Raw genomic sequence first — 14,641 nt, forward strand, 5'->3', positions numbered from 1 at the left:
GCGCATCGACGTGGTGAGTTGATTTTCCTACGGCCGGACAGGGCTGTTATTCGCCTTTGCCGCGCAGCAATGCGCAGACGAAGTTCTCCTGGAGTGCGCGCATTCTCCGCAGCATTTCCGCGTCGGACGACTGGGTGATCTGGGAGGTCACCGAGAAGGTCAGTGAGCGGCGGCCGTCGGGAGTGGCCGCGATCAGCTGGGTGTAACCGAGCGTGTTGCCGGTGTGGCCCAGGACGGTTCCGCACCGCGTCCGGTAGCGGAAGACTGCCAGACCAGCGGAGTTGCGGCCCGGCCCGGCGGGCTCGGAGGCGCCCTCGACCCACTGCCGCTGCTGCTCGACGACCTTCCTGTCGTACAGCCGCCCGCTCGCGTAGCCGCGGATGAAGCGGGTCATGTCGGCCGGCGTGGAGACGATGCCTCCGGACGCCCAGACACCCGACATGCCGATGACCTCACTGACGTCCTCCGGCGGCGCGGACGGGTTCACGTCGTAGCCGTGCAGATAGGGCTTCGGCATCCGGTAGCCCTGCGGAAGGCTGGTGGAGTGCAGCCCCAGCGGCGCGTACACGAGTCTGCGCAGCAGCTCTTCGTACGGCGTGTGGGTGGCCGCCTCCGCCATGAGCGCTACGGCGATGTTGTCCGAGTTCGAGTACCGGTACTGCGTGCCCGGCTCGAAGAGCAGGGGCCGGCCGGCGACGTAGTCGAGCAGGCGCCGGGAGTCGAACTGGTGGTGCGGGTCGGCCCGCAGCTCGTCGAGGAACCCCTCGCTGCGGGAGTAGTCCGGCAGACCACTGGTGTGGTTCAGGAGTTGACGAAGCGTCACCGAAGCCCAGGCGTCGGGGAGTTGGGGAAGCCGCTTGCCCAGGGTGTCGTCCAGGCGCAGGGCGCGGTGGTCGATCAGAGTGAGGGCCACCGCCCCGCTGAAGGCCTTGGCCGTGCTCGCGATGCGCATGTGGTCGTCGGCGTGGGGCGGGCGGCCGGTGCGGATGTCGGCGACGCCGGCGCGCACGACACGGGTCCCCTTCTCGGTCCGCAGGACGGCGATGGCCCCGGGCGGGCCGCCGGGACGGTGCACGAAGTCCTCGAGCTGACGCTGGAGCGCCTGACGGCCGGACGGGTCGGCGGCCGCCCCGGCCGTGGCCGGGGTCAGCGCGGCGAGACAGACCGCGAGGACGGACACCGCTCTGAGGCGGCTTCGGCGCAGAGGCATGCGGGCTCCCGGAGGTGGCGACGTCATGACCCGTCAAGGCTCACCTCGATTCACGATCCCCTGCTTCCCGCGCTGCCGCAAACGGACCAGGGATACCCGCTCACGGGGACCGTGCCCACCCGCAGAGGTGGCTGCCCGCCCGTGGAGTCGCACGGCGGGCAGCCACCCCTACGTCTGGCTCGTGCCGGTCGGTGTCACATCGAGCGGCGGCTGGTGCGTCGTAGCAGAACGAAGCCGGAGATCAGGAGGATCGCGCCGAGTGCGGCGGGCCACAGCTGGGTGCCGGTCTCGGCGAGGCTGCTCTGACTGCCCTGGGGTTCGGGCTGTGCGGCGACCGGGGGCTGGGCGACGGCGTCGGTGGCGGTGTCGTCCTGCGGGTCGGGCTGGTTCGCCTGGTTGTCTCCGGTGCCGTCGCCGTTCCCGGTGCCGTTGCCGTTGCCGGTCCCCGCCCCGGGTGACGGCGCCGTCGTGCTGTGGGCGGTGGGGGAGCTGTAGGTCTTCGGCTCGTTGTCGGCGGGGGCGGTCGTCTGGTCGTCGGCGGGGGCTTCAGTGGTCGGCGTCGGCTGCTGCTGCGGTTCGTCACCGTTTCCGGGGTTGGGGTTGTCCTCGGAGCCGTTGTCGTCGCCGTTGCCGTTGCCGTCGCCGGGGCTCTGGGTGGCGCCGGGGTCCTGGGTGGCGCCGTTGCCGTCGCCCCCGCCGGCGTTGCCGTTGTCGCCGCCGTCGCCGTTGCCGTTGTCGCCGTTGCCCGGGTCGTCCTGGCCGGTGCCCGCGCCGCACTGGCGACCGTCGTTGATGCAGCCGACCATCTCGTTCATCAGGTTCTCGTCGAAGACGTTGATGAAGTCGCCGTGGTCGGTGACGGGCTTGTGGAGCTGCTCCGGGAAGGAGTCGACCGCGAACAGCGGAGTCGTGCGGCCGCCGTCGTTCAGGCTCGGCGCGTCGACGTCGTAGACGATCCGCTGGACCAGCTGCGGGATGGCCTCGAAGCCGTCCGGGCAGGTGCCGTCGTTCCGGGCGAACGCCACGTGGGTGCGGTGGTTGGCGCTGTCGATGTTGCGGCCGTCCCAGCAGCTCTGGAACTTGAAGGTGCGCACCACGTCACTGCCCTGCGGGCACAGCGGGTACTTGTCCTTCAGCTGCCGGTCCTCGAACCCGGTGCAGCTCCAGGACGCGTTGGCGTTGGCGGTGCCGTTGACGAAGGCCTTGGCGTCACCAGTGATGATGCGCAGCAGCCGAGGCATCGCGGTGACCTTGCCGCGGGGGTTGCCCACGAACGTCAGCGTCACCTCCTTCGGCGTGACGATCTGGCCGGCGTTGCCCTCGATGCCGCCGCCGGGCTTGGCGGCGTCCTGTTCCTGCGTGCCGTTCTGGAGCCGGATCACGGGCCAGTAGTACGTGGACTTGTCGCCCTGGTCGGCACAGCTCGTCTCGGCGTCGGCGAGGTCCTGGTCGCTGGCGAAGGCCGTGTTGGACTGGTTGCCGACGTAGTCGTGGAAGTGGTGGGCGCCGTTGGAGACACCCGGGGCCACGATGACGTTGTCCGAGTTGAACAGGCCGTTCGCGTTCACACCGCAGCTGGTGACGAAGGTGCCGCGGGAGGCGTCGCCCTGAGCCGGCGGCGCCTGTGCGGCGGGTGGAGCACTGTTGATGTCGGCGTAGTCGGCGGCCACGGGGCCGTTGCCGGCCTGGCCGCCGTTGCCCTGCTGCTGGCCGCCCTGGTCCTGACCGTCGCCCTGACCGTCCTGGTTCTGGCCCTGCTGGTCCTGACCGTCCCCTTGTTGACCGTCGCCCTGTTGGTCGCCGCCCTGGTCCTGGCCGTCGCCGTTCTGGTTCTCGGTCTGGCGCAGGGTGCAGCCGGCCATGTCACCGAGGCCGTCCGGCTGTCCCCCCGCGCCCTGGAGGGCGGCGGTGATGCGCTCGATCGTGGCGGCGCGGTTCTCCTGCAGCGGGTCGACGATACGGCTCTGCGCGGACTCCTGGTCCGTCACCGACGGGTCCTGGAGCTGCTGGTAGGCCTCGGCCACCTGCTGGTCCAGCAGGGCGAGTTCCTTGTCGACGTCCGCCCTCGACGCGTCGGGCACGCTGGTGAGCCTGTCCCCGACGTCCGGGCAGTCGATCGTGACGGATCCCCACGACGTCTGCTGCGGCGTGCCGCTCTCCGTGGCGGAGGCGTACACGTTCGCCGCGACCAGGCCACCACCCCCGAGCATCAGGGCCACTGCGGCGAAGGTCGCACGTCGTGCGCCGGTCGGTCGTCTGCGATTGCTGCGTCCCACGGAAATACTCCTGCAAGTGTCGGCTCTCCGGGCATGCAAATCCCCCGCCCCATACGGACGGCGGGCTCCCCGTGTTCAACCGACTCGGAAATTCACAGCACTCTCATACTGAACACCGAGTTCCACCACCCCCTTTCGACCCTCTGCGCAGGGAAAACGAGGTGACTCACCGGTATCCGCACCCCTACGGTTCTCGACATGAACGGCCCAGGCCCCGAACGCCTCCTGAACGTCGTGGACGTCGAAGCCACGTGCTGGCCCGGCTCCCCTCCCCCGGGCTCGGTCAGCGAGATCGTCGAGATCGGGCTGACGGTGGTGGATCTGTCCACCGCCGAGCGCGTCGGGCGGCACCGGATCCTCGTACGTCCCGCACGCTCCGAAGTCAGCGCCTTCTGCACGGAGTTGACCGGCCTCACCCAGGAAGAGGTCGACGGGGGACTGCCCTTCGGGAAGGCCTGCCGACTGCTGGCCCGCGAACACGCCTCCGGTGCGCGCCCGTGGGCGAGTTGGGGCGACTACGACCGTCACCAGTTCACCCGGCAGTGCGGGGCCACGAGGACGCCGTACCCCTTCGGCCGCCGCCACACCAACGCCAAGGCGGTCTTCACCGAGGTGCACGGCCTGCGCAAGCGCCCCGGGATGGCACAGGCACTCGCCATCGCCGGGCTTCCTCTCGAAGGCCGCCACCATCGCGGCGAGGACGACGCGTGGAACATCGCGGCCCTGGTGCTGCATCTGGCGGGGCGGGGAGGCTGGCCCGCGCTCACGGATACCGGAAAGCCGGACCTGCCGGGTCGCCGCAGCAGATCTGCGTGAGGTCGGCCACGCGGTGCGCGCCCCGGACGGTCAACGCGGGCCCGACCGCCACGGGTTCATGGTCGGCCAGGAATGAGGCGCTATTCGTCGAGGTAACGGTGTCTGATGTCGGCCGGCATGACGAAGAGCCGGCCCTCGCGCACCTGCCATTCGGCCGCCCCCTCGACTTCGTGGCTGACAAGGAACAGGCCCTGGACGAAGTCTCCGTCATCGTCGGAAGGGGGGATTCGGGCGATTTCCCTGATCTGGGCGGTGAACCAGTCCATGGCCGACTCACGGATGTCCGCGCCGTAGAAGGCGTAGTACCTCCAGTTCACGTGTCGGCGCGGTGAGCCCCATCCGTTGGTGTAGTGGTTGTCCTCGTGTGAGGAGATGATCTCCTGAACGGCGGCGAGTTGCGTCTGGTCGCACTCCAGCCACCCTCTGATCGACACGTAAACACCCATGGGCATGTCCTCCTGACCGCCAGGGAAGAGCCACGCGACCTGCGGTATCAGAGCACGGCCGCCCCCCGCACATCCCTCCGGGAAGCCGCCAGGTAGCCGACGAAGCCGAGGATGGCCACGGTCCAGGACAGGGTGACCGGGCCGAGGCCCAGGTTCAGTCCGCCCCGGCTGTGGCCGACGGCCATCCAGTCGGCGATCGAGGCGCCGAGGGGACGGGTGATGACGTAGGCGGACCAGAAGGCCGTCACCGCGTTCACGCCGCCCCGGCGGTGGGCGAGCCCCGGGACGGCGATCGCGGCGGCGTACAGGACGGCGGAGCCGAGGTAGCCGAGTCCGAGCGTGGCCGTGAGATCGCCGGCTGCGGTGCCGAGGGCGAAGGTGGCCAGGACGGCGGCCCAGTAGAAGACCTCACGGCGGCGGGTGCGGACGCTGTGGATGGACAGGGTCCGTTCGCTGCCGTGCCAGAGGGCGAAGACGGTGGCGAGCGCGGCCAGGAAGAACGGGGTCGAGAGGGCGTACGGCACGCCGAGGCCGACATGCAGCACGTCGGCGGCCATCGTGCCGAACACGCTGACCATGACCACGGCCGTCCAGTAGATCCAGGCCACGTAACGGCGGACGGCGAACTGCACCGTCAGCGCGGCCGCCAGGGCCACTGCGCCGAGGCCGACCGCCGGGATCGGGCCGAGGAGGTGGGCGAGCCAGTCCGACGCCGTCTCGCCCATCCCGGTGGTCAGCACTTTGATGATCCAGAAGTAGACGGTCACCTCCGGCACCTTGCTCGCCGCGTGGCGCAGGGGGTCCGCGGGCCGGTCGTGAGTGAGGTGATCAGTCGACATGGCAGGCACGATGACACGGCGCCCGGCCGTCGCCCCAGACCCCTTTGCCAGAGCTTTGGCGCTTCTGGTGCTCGGGTTGCCCAAGGCCCGCCGCCGCCTGAAATCACTTGGAACGCTCATGAAGGTCGACCCCCCGCACCGCCCCCGGAGCGCCGCCGTGTCGAAGCCGTCGCTCCGGGTACTCGGGGCTCCCGTCACGGCCCCTCGGTGCGGGCCGGCCAGGAAGGGGGCACTGATGACGCAGCACGCCGACGACGACGTCGACCGCCACGGGGGCGTCGCCGGACTGCGACTGGCGACCGGAGCGACAGGGGGCGCCGCCGACGCGCTCGCCTCGAGTCTGCCCGTCGACCGCAACCAGGCGATCCTGGAGGCGGCCAAGCAGGTCGGCGCGATCCTGAAACGAGAAGGGCACCCGTTCGCGCTCGCGGGCAGCGTCGCCGTGTACGCCCATGGCGGCGCCCAGAACCTCCAGCACGACGTCGACTTCGCCATCCTCCCCGAGGACGCGCAGTCCGTCGCCGAGACCCTCCGCGAAGCGGGTCTCGAGGTGCGGACGCCCCCGGAGGACTGGCTGCTGAAGGCCGACTGCATGGGCCAGCAGGTCGACCTGATCTTCGAGTTGGCGCACCAGCCGGTCACCAGGGAACTGTTGGCGCGGGCCGACGAACTCTCGGTCGACTCGGTGTTCATGCCGGTGCTGTCCCCGACGGATCTGCTGCACAGCCTGCTGTCCGCGTTCTCCGAGCATCACTGCGACTTCGGGGCCGTCCTGCCGATCGCCCGGGCGCTGCGGGAGAAGGTCGACTGGGACGCCGTACGCCGGGGCTGCGGGGACGCGCCGATGCCGGACGCGTTCTTCTACTTCCTGGAACGGCTTCAGGTCATCGAGCCGAGGACGAGGGAGGAACGGCCATGAGCGGGTCCCCGGGACAGCACGCGGAGCACTCCGCGGAGAACGTCGAGTACCGCGTCGCCCACCTGCGCGACCGGCTGGCCGCCGAGGAACTCGGCGAGCTGGGAGTCCGCGCCGAGGTGCGGGCCGGGGCGGTCGTGGTCACCGGCACGGTGCCGTCCGCGCAGTGCCGGGAGACCGTGCTGCGCACCGTCCGCGAGGAGCTGGCCGGACTCGCCGTGCACACCGACGTGGTGGTGGCGGACAACGCCACGCCCGATCATGCGGAGGAGCTGCCGTGATCCGTGTCGGCGCCGTGGGGGACATCCACATGGGCCCGGAGAGCCAGGGGGTGCTGCGTCCCGCCTTCGAGACCCTGTCCGACTGCGCCGACCTGCTGCTGCTGGCCGGGGACCTCACCCGGCACGGCACCCCGGACGAGGCCCGGGTGGTCGCCCAGGAGGTGCGGGACCTCCCGGTCCCGGTCGTGGCGGTCCTGGGCAATCACGACCACCACGACGAGCAGCCCGAGAAGGTCACCGCCCTCCTGGAGGACGCCGGTGTGCGGGTGCTGGAGGGCGAGGGGACGGTCGTGGAGTGCGGCGGCACGCGCGTGGGTGTCGCCGGCACCAAGGGGTTCGGCGGCGGGTTCGTGGGCCGCAGCGCCGGGGAGTTCGGCGAGCCGCTGATGAAGGAGTTCGTACGGTACTCACGGCGCTGCGCGGACGGGCTGCGCACCGCGCTGGAGGAACTGGACCGGCAGGGCTGCGCGACACGGGTGGCGCTCACCCACTTTTCCCCCGTCGCCGACACCCTGGCCGGTGAGCCGCCGGAGATCTATCCGTTCCTCGGCAGCTATCTGCTGGCCGAGGCGATCGACACCGCGGGGGCCGACCTGAGCGTGCACGGACACGCCCACGCGGGCACCGAGCACGGGATGACGGCCGGCGGCGTGCGGGTGCGGAACGTGGCCCAGCCGGTGATCCGACGGGCCTTCAACGTGTACCACCTGCACACCGACTGACGGTTCCTTCGCAAGCCGACCAGGGGGCGCGCACCCGCTGCGCGGCCCCCTCAGCCGCGGACGGACGCCCGGTCGTGGTCCTCCCACGCCTCGTCCCGCAGCTCCGGGCGCAGCAGGACCTCCACCGCCGTACAGGCCAGCGCCTCCGCCGCCGCGAGCATCACCTGCCGGCCGCGCTCGGAGCCGGCCGCGACGGCGAACTCGGGAGTGTGGTCCGAACCGTCCTCCTCCATGATCGCCACGAAGGGGTGGATGGCGGGCACCCGTCCGCTGACGTTGCCGACGTCGGAGGAGCCCAGGTAGACGCCCGGTGCGGGCGGGGTCATCTCGATGCCCGTCGCCGCCAGGTGCCGGGCGAACCGAGCCGACAGCGCCGTGCTGTCCCGGAAGTGCTCGTAGCGGGGGGTGGCCCGTTCCACCGTGACCGTCGTGCCCGTCGCCCGCGCCACCCCCTGGGCGCAGGTCAGCAGTTCCCCGGCCAGGTCCTCCAGGGCGTCCGTCGTCAGCGCGCGGAGCCCGAAGAGGCCCTCCGCGTACTCGGGGACGATGTTGGTCGCCTTGCCGCCGTCCGTGACGATGCCCTGCACGTGCGAGCCCTCGGGCAGTCTGCGCCCGATCACGGCCAGCGTGTTGAACAGCTGGATGAGCGCGGCGAGCGCGTCGATGCCCTCGGTGGGGTTGCCGGTCGGGTGGGCGGCGCGTCCGCGGAACCCGACCCGGTACTGGGCCTGCGCGGTCAGAGGAGCCCACTGCCAGCTGTGCACACCGGGGTGGAACATCAGCGCCGCGTCGACGTCGTCGAACAGCCCGGCCTCGGTCTCGGCGACCTTGCCTCCGCCGCCCTCCTCCGCGGGCGTGCCGATGGCCCACACGGTGCCCGCGTCCCGGTCCAGCACGGCGCGTGCGGCCAGGGCGGCTCCCAGGCCCGCCGCGGCGATCAGGTTGTGGCCGCACGCGTGGCCGAGGCCGGGCAGGGCGTCGTACTCCAGCATCAGGGCCACCGCGGGGCGGGTCCTGGTGCCGGAGCGGGCGGTGAACGCGGTGGGCAGTCCGGCGACGTCCCGCTGGACCTTGAACCCGGCCCATTCGAGTTCCCCGCACAGCAGCGCGGCCGCCCGGTGCTCCTCGAAGGCGTACTCCGGGTCGGAGTGCAGCATCCGTGCCATGTCCCACAGCCGATCCGCCCGTGCGGCCACCTCTCCGCGCACTCGCGCGAGCACCTCGTCCACGGCGTCGGTCACATCGGCCTCCCAGAACGTCGTACGCCTGCGTCCTGGTGCGGGTTCCTTCGAGGGGCCCGCCTTACACCCGGGCACCGTTACCGGTACCGGGGCGGGGGTACTCAGAAGCGGTCGTCGGCAGTCGTCAGGGAGGCCTCCATGAGGGCGGACCGGATCGCGGATCCCTGGGGTGACCGGACGCCGTACGGGCGCCACGAGACCTGGCCGTCCAGGGTGGACGGGTACCTCGCGGAGGGCGTGGAGCCCGCGGCGGTGCACAGGTGGGTGGCGGCGGCGTCGCTGCTGCACTCCGGTGGGGACGCCATGGACATCGCCGTCGTCGACGGCCGGATGGCGGGCGTGCGGGGACGGGCCGCGGACCGTGTCAGCCGGGGCAGGCTCGGGCCGAAGGACCTGTTCGGCTGGCAGGCGAACGCCTCGTCGGACCGGCTGACCAGGCCGCTGGTACGGCGCGGCGGGCATCTCGTGGAGACGGACTGGGACACCGCGATGGAGCTGGTGGCCGCGCGCACCCGTGAGCTGCTGGAGGAGCGCGGGCCCGGCTCGATCGGCTTCTACACCAGCGGACAGCTCTTCCTGGAGGAGTACTACACGCTCGCGGTGCTGGCCCGGGCGGGGATCGGCACCAATCATCTCGACGGCAACACGCGGCTGTGCACCGCGACCGCGGCCGAGGCGCTGAAGGAGTCCTTCGGCTGCGACGGCCAGCCCGGCAGCTTCGACGACCTCGACCACGCCGACGTGATCGCGCTGTTCGGCCACAACATGGCCGAGACGCAGACCGTGCAGTGGTCGCGGGTCCTGGACCGGCTGGCGGGCGGCGACCCGCCGCGGCTGCTGTGTGTGGATCCGCGCCCGACCCAGGTGGCCCGGCACGCCGCCGTGCACCTGGCGCCGCGGGTCGGCACCAATGTGGCGCTGCTGAACGCCCTGCTGCACGAGACGATCCGGCACGACCGGGTCGACCACGACTTCGTCGAGGCGCACACGGTCGGTTTCGAGGAGCTGTCCGAGCGGGTCGCGCCCTGCACGCCCCAGTGGGCGGCGGACATCTGCGACGTGCCCGTGTCGCGGATCATCGAGGCGGCCGAGCTCATCGGTACGGCGGACGCCCTGCTGTCCACGGTCCTCCAGGGTGTCTACCAGGCACACCAGGCCACCGCGGCGGCCGTGCAGGTCGACAACCTGCACCTGATCCGCGGGATGCTGGGCCGCCCGGGCGCGGGTGTGCTCCAGATGAACGGCCAGCCCAGCGCCCAGAACACCCGCGAGTGCGGAGCCGACGGCGATCTGCCGGGCTTCCGCAACTGGCAGAACGACGCCCACGTGGCCGACCTGGCCAAGGTGTGGAACGTCGACCCGTCCACGATCCCGCACTTCGCGCCGCCCACCCACGCGATGCAGATGTTCCGCTACGCCGAGCAGGGCTCGATCGGCATGCTCTGGATCAGCGGCACCAACCCGGCGGTCTCCCTGCCCGAACTGGCCCGTATCCGCGCCCTGTTGGCGCAGGAACGGCTCTTCACGGTCGTACAGGACCTGTTCCTGACGGAGACCGCCCGGCTCGCCGACGTCGTGCTGCCCGCCGCCACCTGGGGCGAGAAGACCGGCACGATCACCAACGCCGACCGGACCGTCCACCTGTGTGAGAAAGCGGTCGAGCCGCCCGGCGAGGCCAGGCCGGACCTGGACATCTTCGTGGACTTCGCGCGCCGCATGGACTTCCGTGACAAGGACGGCGGCCCGCTCATCGGCTGGCGGGAGCCCGAGGAGGCGTTCGAGGCGTGGAAGCGGTGCAGCGCGGGCCGCCCCTGCGACTACACGGGCCTGTCCTACGACCGGCTGCGCGACGCCGGTGGCATCCAGTGGCCCTGCACCGAGGCGAACCCTCAGGGCACCGAACGGCTCTACACGGACGGCATCACCTGGGCCCACCCCGACGACTGCGAGAGCTACGGCAAGGACCTGGAGACCGGGGCCGCCGTGGACCCGGTGGAGTACCGCTCCCTCAACCCGGACGGCAAGGCCGTACTCAAGGCGGCCGCGTACGTCGAGCCGCACGAGATGCCGGACGAGCGGTACCCGTTCCAGCTCTCGACGGGGCGCACGCTCTACCACTTCCACACCCGGACCAAGACCGGCCGGGTGGCCCAGCTGGACGAGGCCGCGCCGGAGGTGTGGGTGGAGGTCTGCGCGGCGGACGCGGTGCGACTGGGGCTGGGCGAGGGCGATCTCGTCCGGGTGGCCACCCCGCGCGGCGCCCTGGAGGCGCGGCTGCGGGTGACGGACCTCCGGCCGGGGCTGCTGTTCGCGCCCTTTCACTACGGCTACTGGGACACCAAGGAGGGCGACGGCCCGGACGGCGGCGGCCCCGGACGCGCCGCGAACGAGACGACGGTCACCGACTGGGACCCCGCCTCCAAGCAGCCCCTGTTCAAGACCGCGGCCGCCGCGCTCACCCTCGTCGCCCGCGCTGACGGACGGTGCGCGCCCGCGCCGACCACCACGGCCTCGGCGCCCTCGGACGCCGGCTCCGTACCGGCCACCACCGGCGGCCGGCAGGCGTACGCGACCCAGGACACTGTGCCGGGAGGCACGCCATGAAGGACGGCATCGCCCACACCCTGCGCGCCCTGCACCACGGGGAGCGGCGGCTGGCGCGGGACCTGGTGGCCGTGGCGGAACGGCACGCCGAGGAACACGAGGTCCACCACGTCGCCACCGACCTCGCCGACTGGTCGCGCGAGCATGCGGGGCGGCTCGCCGAGCTTGCCGCGGCCGAGGGACTGCGGCTCGACGACGACGCAACCGAGCCCCTGTCCGGCGCGGGACCGGAGGGGCTGCTGCTCCTGCACGACCTGCGGACCCTGCACCTGGCCGCCACGGAGAACTCCCTGCACTGGGAGATGCTCGCGCAGGCCGCCCAGGCCACCCGGGACGAACGGCTCCTCGACCTGGCGTCGGCCTGCCACCCGCGGACGCTGCGCCAGATGCGCTGGACCAACACCTTGATCAAACAGTTGTCCCCACAGCTCCTGACAAGCCTGTGACCAGGCATAGAGCGTGAGACTGAGGGCACTCGGGGGGCGGAGGTGGAAGAACATGGGACACGGAGGAAACGTCATCGACGAGCTGGTGACCGATCACCACGAGGTCGAGGAACTGTTCGGGAAGATCGAGGCGCTGGCGCCCGGTGACAAGAAGCGGAAGGTGTACGCCGACCAGGCCACCATGGAGCTGATCCGGCACTCGGTCGCGGAGGAGGAGTATCTCTACCCCGCGGTACGGGAGCACCTGGTCAACGGGAACACCATGGCGGACCGGGAGATCGACGACCACTCCAAGGCCGAGCAGCTGATGAAGGACCTGGAGGGCCGCGAGGCGGACGATCCCGAGTTCGACCGGATCGTGGGCGAGCTGATGGCCGAGGTCCGCTCGCACATCGCCGAGGAGGAGGAGACCCTCTTCCCGCAGTTGCGTGTCGCGTGCTCGGAGAAGGAGCTGAACGAGCTGGGCGAGAAGGTGCGCCGTGCCAAGAAGACGGCGCCGACCCGCCCGCACCCGTCGGCCCCCGACACCCCTCCGGCGAACAAGCTGCTCGCTCCGGGGACCGGCCTGGTCGACCGGCTGCGCGACGCGCTGTCGGGCCGGGGCAAGGGCGCCTGAGGATCGGCAAGGACGTCCGGTTCGCCCCGCGCCGCCCTTCCCGGGCCGCGGGGCACGCCGGTCACGCGGCGAGCGCCTCGTCCGATCCCAGTCGGTCCAGGAGCTCGCCCCGGTGCAGCCCGGCCACCGACGCGATCAGGTCGGGATGGCGGAGCAGGGCCGCGGCGTCCCGGTCCGCCGCGTCCGGGGCGAGCAGACGGCGGAACACGGCCGGTGAGCCCGTCGTGTGCTCGCCCTCCGCGATCTCCGCCACCGCCCGTGCGGCCAGTCCGGGGTCGGTGAGCAGACAGGCCGCCCAGCTGGCCACGACCTCGTCCACCCAGGTGCGCCAGGCATGGTCCTCGGCGTCCCGGTCCTCGGTGCCGTCCGCGCCGGTGATCCAGTCGAGGCGGGCGGAGCCGCCCGGGCCGGCCATGCCGACGAGGGCGGCGTCCATCGCCGTCGGATAGCGCAGCCAGGCGGCGGCGGTCACGGCCTGCCGTGCCTGCACCTCGCACAGCGCGGCGGCCAGGGCGCCGCCCGCCGGCGGATAGGCGCGGGTCAGCCAGTAGGCGGTCGCCGCGATGACCGGGGAGAGATCTGCTTGCACTGGCGGGCCGCCCGAGGTGCTGGTGGGAGAGGGGACTGCGCGAAACGGTAGCCGCGGTCCCGCCGGGACGACATGGCTCCGGCCTCCCCAGGCACGTGGCTTCGGCCACACCGGCCTCTTCGCGCGCCTACGCCTCCAGCCAGAACCGGGTGCGCCCGAGCCACAGGTCCAGCAGCTCCGAGTCCCCTCGCGTCTCGACACCGCGCGCCGGGCGGGCGTAGAGGAACAGGAGCAGGTCGGTGACCGGCCCGCGCACCCTCACCGCGGCCTCGCCGGAACCGCGCCGCCACACCGGCCGCCGTCCGGTGAGGTCCAGCAGCCACTCCCCCGCCGCCCCCGCGTCGAAGCCCAGGGTCCGCCCCGGCCCGAGCAGCTCCGCCACGCCGGGCCGGGGTTCGTAGGCCTCGGGAACGGTCGAGAACTCCAGCCACTCCTCCACGGCGTCCACCGCGTAAGACTCCTCGACCACGAACTCCGCACCGGTCACGAGCGCCGCGTCGGCCCGGTGCAGCAGGGTCTCGTACGTCATGCGCCGGGCCCAGAACAGCGTGGACTGCTCGACCAGTTGCTCGTCGGCGGGGGTCCACACCGGTACGCCGGGACCGGCCGCGCACAGGGTGCCGGCCAGTCGCACGGCGCCCTCCACGAGCCAGTCGCCGAGGGTGGAGTCGTCGAGGTCGGCGTAGGCGGCGGGGTCGTTGACCGAGTCGTCGTCGATCGGCCCGGTGGCCCGGGTCCGTACGATCTCCTCCGCCCAGCGGTGGTCGCCGCCCACGTGCCGCAGCAGCCGACCGAGGTCCCAGCCGGGGCACGTGGGCACCGGAGCGCTCAGATCGGCGCCCTTGACGTGTCGGGCCAGCAGGCCGGTCTGGTCGACGATCGCGTCGCGGTACTCGTCGAAGGTCAACAACGCTTCCCCCATCGCTGCACGATTCGTCGTCCCTGCCACCTAACCTGACTCCTTCGAGTACCACCACTGCGCAGAGGAGACACGGCCATGCTGGTCAGGGCGGGGAACACAGGGCTTCGGATGGCCCATGCGGCGTTGCTGGCGGGTGTCCTGACGGGCTGTTCGGAGGCCGCCGAGCAGGACGACTCGAAGGGGTCCGCGCGCGCGTCGGCGACGGCGGAGGCCTCTGGCGCCGACGGCGCGGCCGCGAGCAGGGCCGGCGGCACGATCGGTGGTCCCGGCTCGGCTTGCGAGCTGCCCGTCACCTTCGGCACGGCGAAGAGCTGGAAGGCCGAGGCGGTGCGGGCGCCGCTGAGCCAGGGGCCCGTGACCCTGGTCTGCGAGATCGACGCGAAGCCCGCGGGCAACATCGGCTTCCTGCGCGTATGGGCGGGCAAGCCCGGTGACGCGGACGCCCGGACCGTGCTGAAGGCGTTCGTCGCGGCCGAGGACGGGGTGAGCGGGGAGAAGTACCGGACCTTCACGTCGGGCGGCCTCCCGGGAGTGGAGGTCGAGTACCTGTACGCGAGCGAACTCCTGGAGGAGACGAAGAAGGAGAGCGCCTTCGCCGTCACCACCCCGGACGGGCCGGTGGTGGTGCACCTCGGCGGACTCGACACCGAGGAGCACGAGGAGATGCTCCCGGCGTACGAGCTCGCGCGGCGCACCGTGCACACCGCCTGACACGGG

General features: G+C 71.8%; 15 protein-coding genes. 8 read left to right on the forward strand and 7 right to left on the reverse strand.

Annotated elements, in window-relative coordinates; translation table 11 throughout:
- Positions 1–46 precede the first annotated feature (46 nt).
- Both ACFYZ8_RS38500 and ACFYZ8_RS38505 read right to left on the reverse strand, forming a co-directional pair.
- Positions 47–1,210: a serine hydrolase domain-containing protein gene (locus tag ACFYZ8_RS38500; protein WP_388533359.1), complete on the reverse strand. Its 1,164-nt coding sequence runs from the start codon at positions 1,208–1,210 to the stop codon at positions 47–49.
- A 194-nt stretch (positions 1,211–1,404) separates the two neighbouring features.
- A complete protein-coding gene (locus ACFYZ8_RS38505) occupies positions 1,405–3,420 on the reverse strand; it encodes a DUF1996 domain-containing protein (RefSeq protein ID WP_388533795.1) in 2,016 nt (671 codons plus the stop codon).
- Between the two features lie 264 nt (positions 3,421–3,684).
- On the opposite strand from ACFYZ8_RS38505, the gene ACFYZ8_RS38510 reads away from it, so the two are divergent.
- Complete coding sequence (locus tag ACFYZ8_RS38510; RefSeq protein ID WP_388533356.1) at positions 3,685–4,302, forward strand: exonuclease domain-containing protein; 618 nt, start codon at positions 3,685–3,687, stop codon at positions 4,300–4,302.
- Positions 4,303–4,382: 80 nt separating this feature from the next.
- Here ACFYZ8_RS38510 and ACFYZ8_RS38515 read toward each other — a convergent pair whose 3' ends face one another.
- Together ACFYZ8_RS38515 and ACFYZ8_RS38520 are read right to left on the reverse strand one after the other, a co-directional pair.
- On the reverse strand, positions 4,383–4,748 hold the full coding sequence (locus ACFYZ8_RS38515) for a hypothetical protein (protein WP_359029075.1): 366 nt from the start codon (positions 4,746–4,748) through the stop codon (positions 4,383–4,385).
- Positions 4,749–4,795: 47 nt separating this feature from the next.
- On the reverse strand, positions 4,796–5,587 hold the full coding sequence (locus tag ACFYZ8_RS38520; RefSeq protein WP_388533353.1) for a hypothetical protein: 792 nt from the start codon (positions 5,585–5,587) through the stop codon (positions 4,796–4,798).
- Between the two features lie 235 nt (positions 5,588–5,822).
- Between ACFYZ8_RS38520 and ACFYZ8_RS38525 the strand changes: the two genes are divergently transcribed.
- The 3 genes from ACFYZ8_RS38525 to ACFYZ8_RS38535 are packed head-to-tail and all read left to right on the forward strand — an operon-like array spanning position 5,823 to position 7,506.
- A complete protein-coding gene (locus tag ACFYZ8_RS38525) occupies positions 5,823–6,506 on the forward strand; it encodes a nucleotidyltransferase domain-containing protein (RefSeq protein ID WP_388533351.1) in 684 nt (227 codons plus the stop codon).
- The gene (locus tag ACFYZ8_RS38530) at positions 6,503–6,784 is read left to right on the forward strand and encodes a BON domain-containing protein (RefSeq protein ID WP_388533349.1); all 282 of its coding nucleotides are present in this window, start codon (positions 6,503–6,505) and stop codon (positions 6,782–6,784) included. Before ACFYZ8_RS38525 ends, ACFYZ8_RS38530 begins: the two co-directional genes overlap by 4 nt.
- Positions 6,781–7,506, forward strand: coding sequence for a metallophosphoesterase (locus ACFYZ8_RS38535; RefSeq protein ID WP_388533347.1), 726 nt, complete (start codon positions 6,781–6,783; stop codon positions 7,504–7,506). The genes ACFYZ8_RS38530 and ACFYZ8_RS38535 overlap by 4 nt, the downstream gene beginning before the upstream one ends.
- A gap of 50 nt (positions 7,507–7,556) precedes the next feature.
- Here ACFYZ8_RS38535 and ACFYZ8_RS38540 read toward each other — a convergent pair whose 3' ends face one another.
- On the reverse strand, positions 7,557–8,747 hold the full coding sequence (locus tag ACFYZ8_RS38540; RefSeq protein WP_388533344.1) for an amidohydrolase: 1,191 nt from the start codon (positions 8,745–8,747) through the stop codon (positions 7,557–7,559).
- A gap of 138 nt (positions 8,748–8,885) precedes the next feature.
- On the opposite strand from ACFYZ8_RS38540, the gene ACFYZ8_RS38545 reads away from it, so the two are divergent.
- Genes ACFYZ8_RS38545 through ACFYZ8_RS38555 form a run of 3 tightly spaced genes read left to right on the forward strand, consistent with a single transcriptional unit; the run spans position 8,886 to position 12,413 of the window.
- Positions 8,886–11,351 (forward strand): molybdopterin oxidoreductase family protein, encoded by a 2,466-nt coding sequence (locus tag ACFYZ8_RS38545; RefSeq protein ID WP_388533342.1) that lies wholly within the window; start codon positions 8,886–8,888, stop codon positions 11,349–11,351.
- Positions 11,348–11,797 (forward strand): hypothetical protein, encoded by a 450-nt coding sequence (locus ACFYZ8_RS38550; RefSeq protein ID WP_388533339.1) that lies wholly within the window; start codon positions 11,348–11,350, stop codon positions 11,795–11,797. Before ACFYZ8_RS38545 ends, ACFYZ8_RS38550 begins: the two co-directional genes overlap by 4 nt.
- 52 nt (positions 11,798–11,849) lie before the next feature.
- On the forward strand, positions 11,850–12,413 hold the full coding sequence (locus ACFYZ8_RS38555; RefSeq protein WP_359029083.1) for a hemerythrin domain-containing protein: 564 nt from the start codon (positions 11,850–11,852) through the stop codon (positions 12,411–12,413).
- A 61-nt stretch (positions 12,414–12,474) separates the two neighbouring features.
- Here the strand turns inward: ACFYZ8_RS38555 and ACFYZ8_RS38560 are convergent, their stop codons facing one another.
- Both ACFYZ8_RS38560 and ACFYZ8_RS38565 read right to left on the reverse strand, forming a co-directional pair.
- On the reverse strand, positions 12,475–13,002 hold the full coding sequence (locus tag ACFYZ8_RS38560) for a hypothetical protein (protein WP_388533337.1): 528 nt from the start codon (positions 13,000–13,002) through the stop codon (positions 12,475–12,477).
- 127 nt (positions 13,003–13,129) lie between these two features.
- Positions 13,130–13,924 carry a maleylpyruvate isomerase family mycothiol-dependent enzyme gene (locus ACFYZ8_RS38565; RefSeq protein WP_388533334.1) on the reverse strand — a complete coding sequence of 265 codons (795 nt, stop codon included), beginning with the start codon at positions 13,922–13,924 and terminating at the stop codon, positions 13,130–13,132.
- Between the two features lie 75 nt (positions 13,925–13,999).
- Here ACFYZ8_RS38565 and ACFYZ8_RS38570 point away from each other — a divergent pair, with 75 nt between their 5' ends.
- Entirely contained in the window at positions 14,000–14,635 is a 636-nt protein-coding gene (locus tag ACFYZ8_RS38570; protein WP_388533331.1) for a lipoprotein, read from the forward strand.
- The last annotated feature ends 6 nt before the right edge of the window (positions 14,636–14,641 follow it).

The sequence above is a fragment of the Streptomyces sp. NPDC001668 genome (genome assembly GCF_042893155.1).
GTDB lineage: Bacteria > Actinomycetota > Actinomycetes > Streptomycetales > Streptomycetaceae > Streptomyces.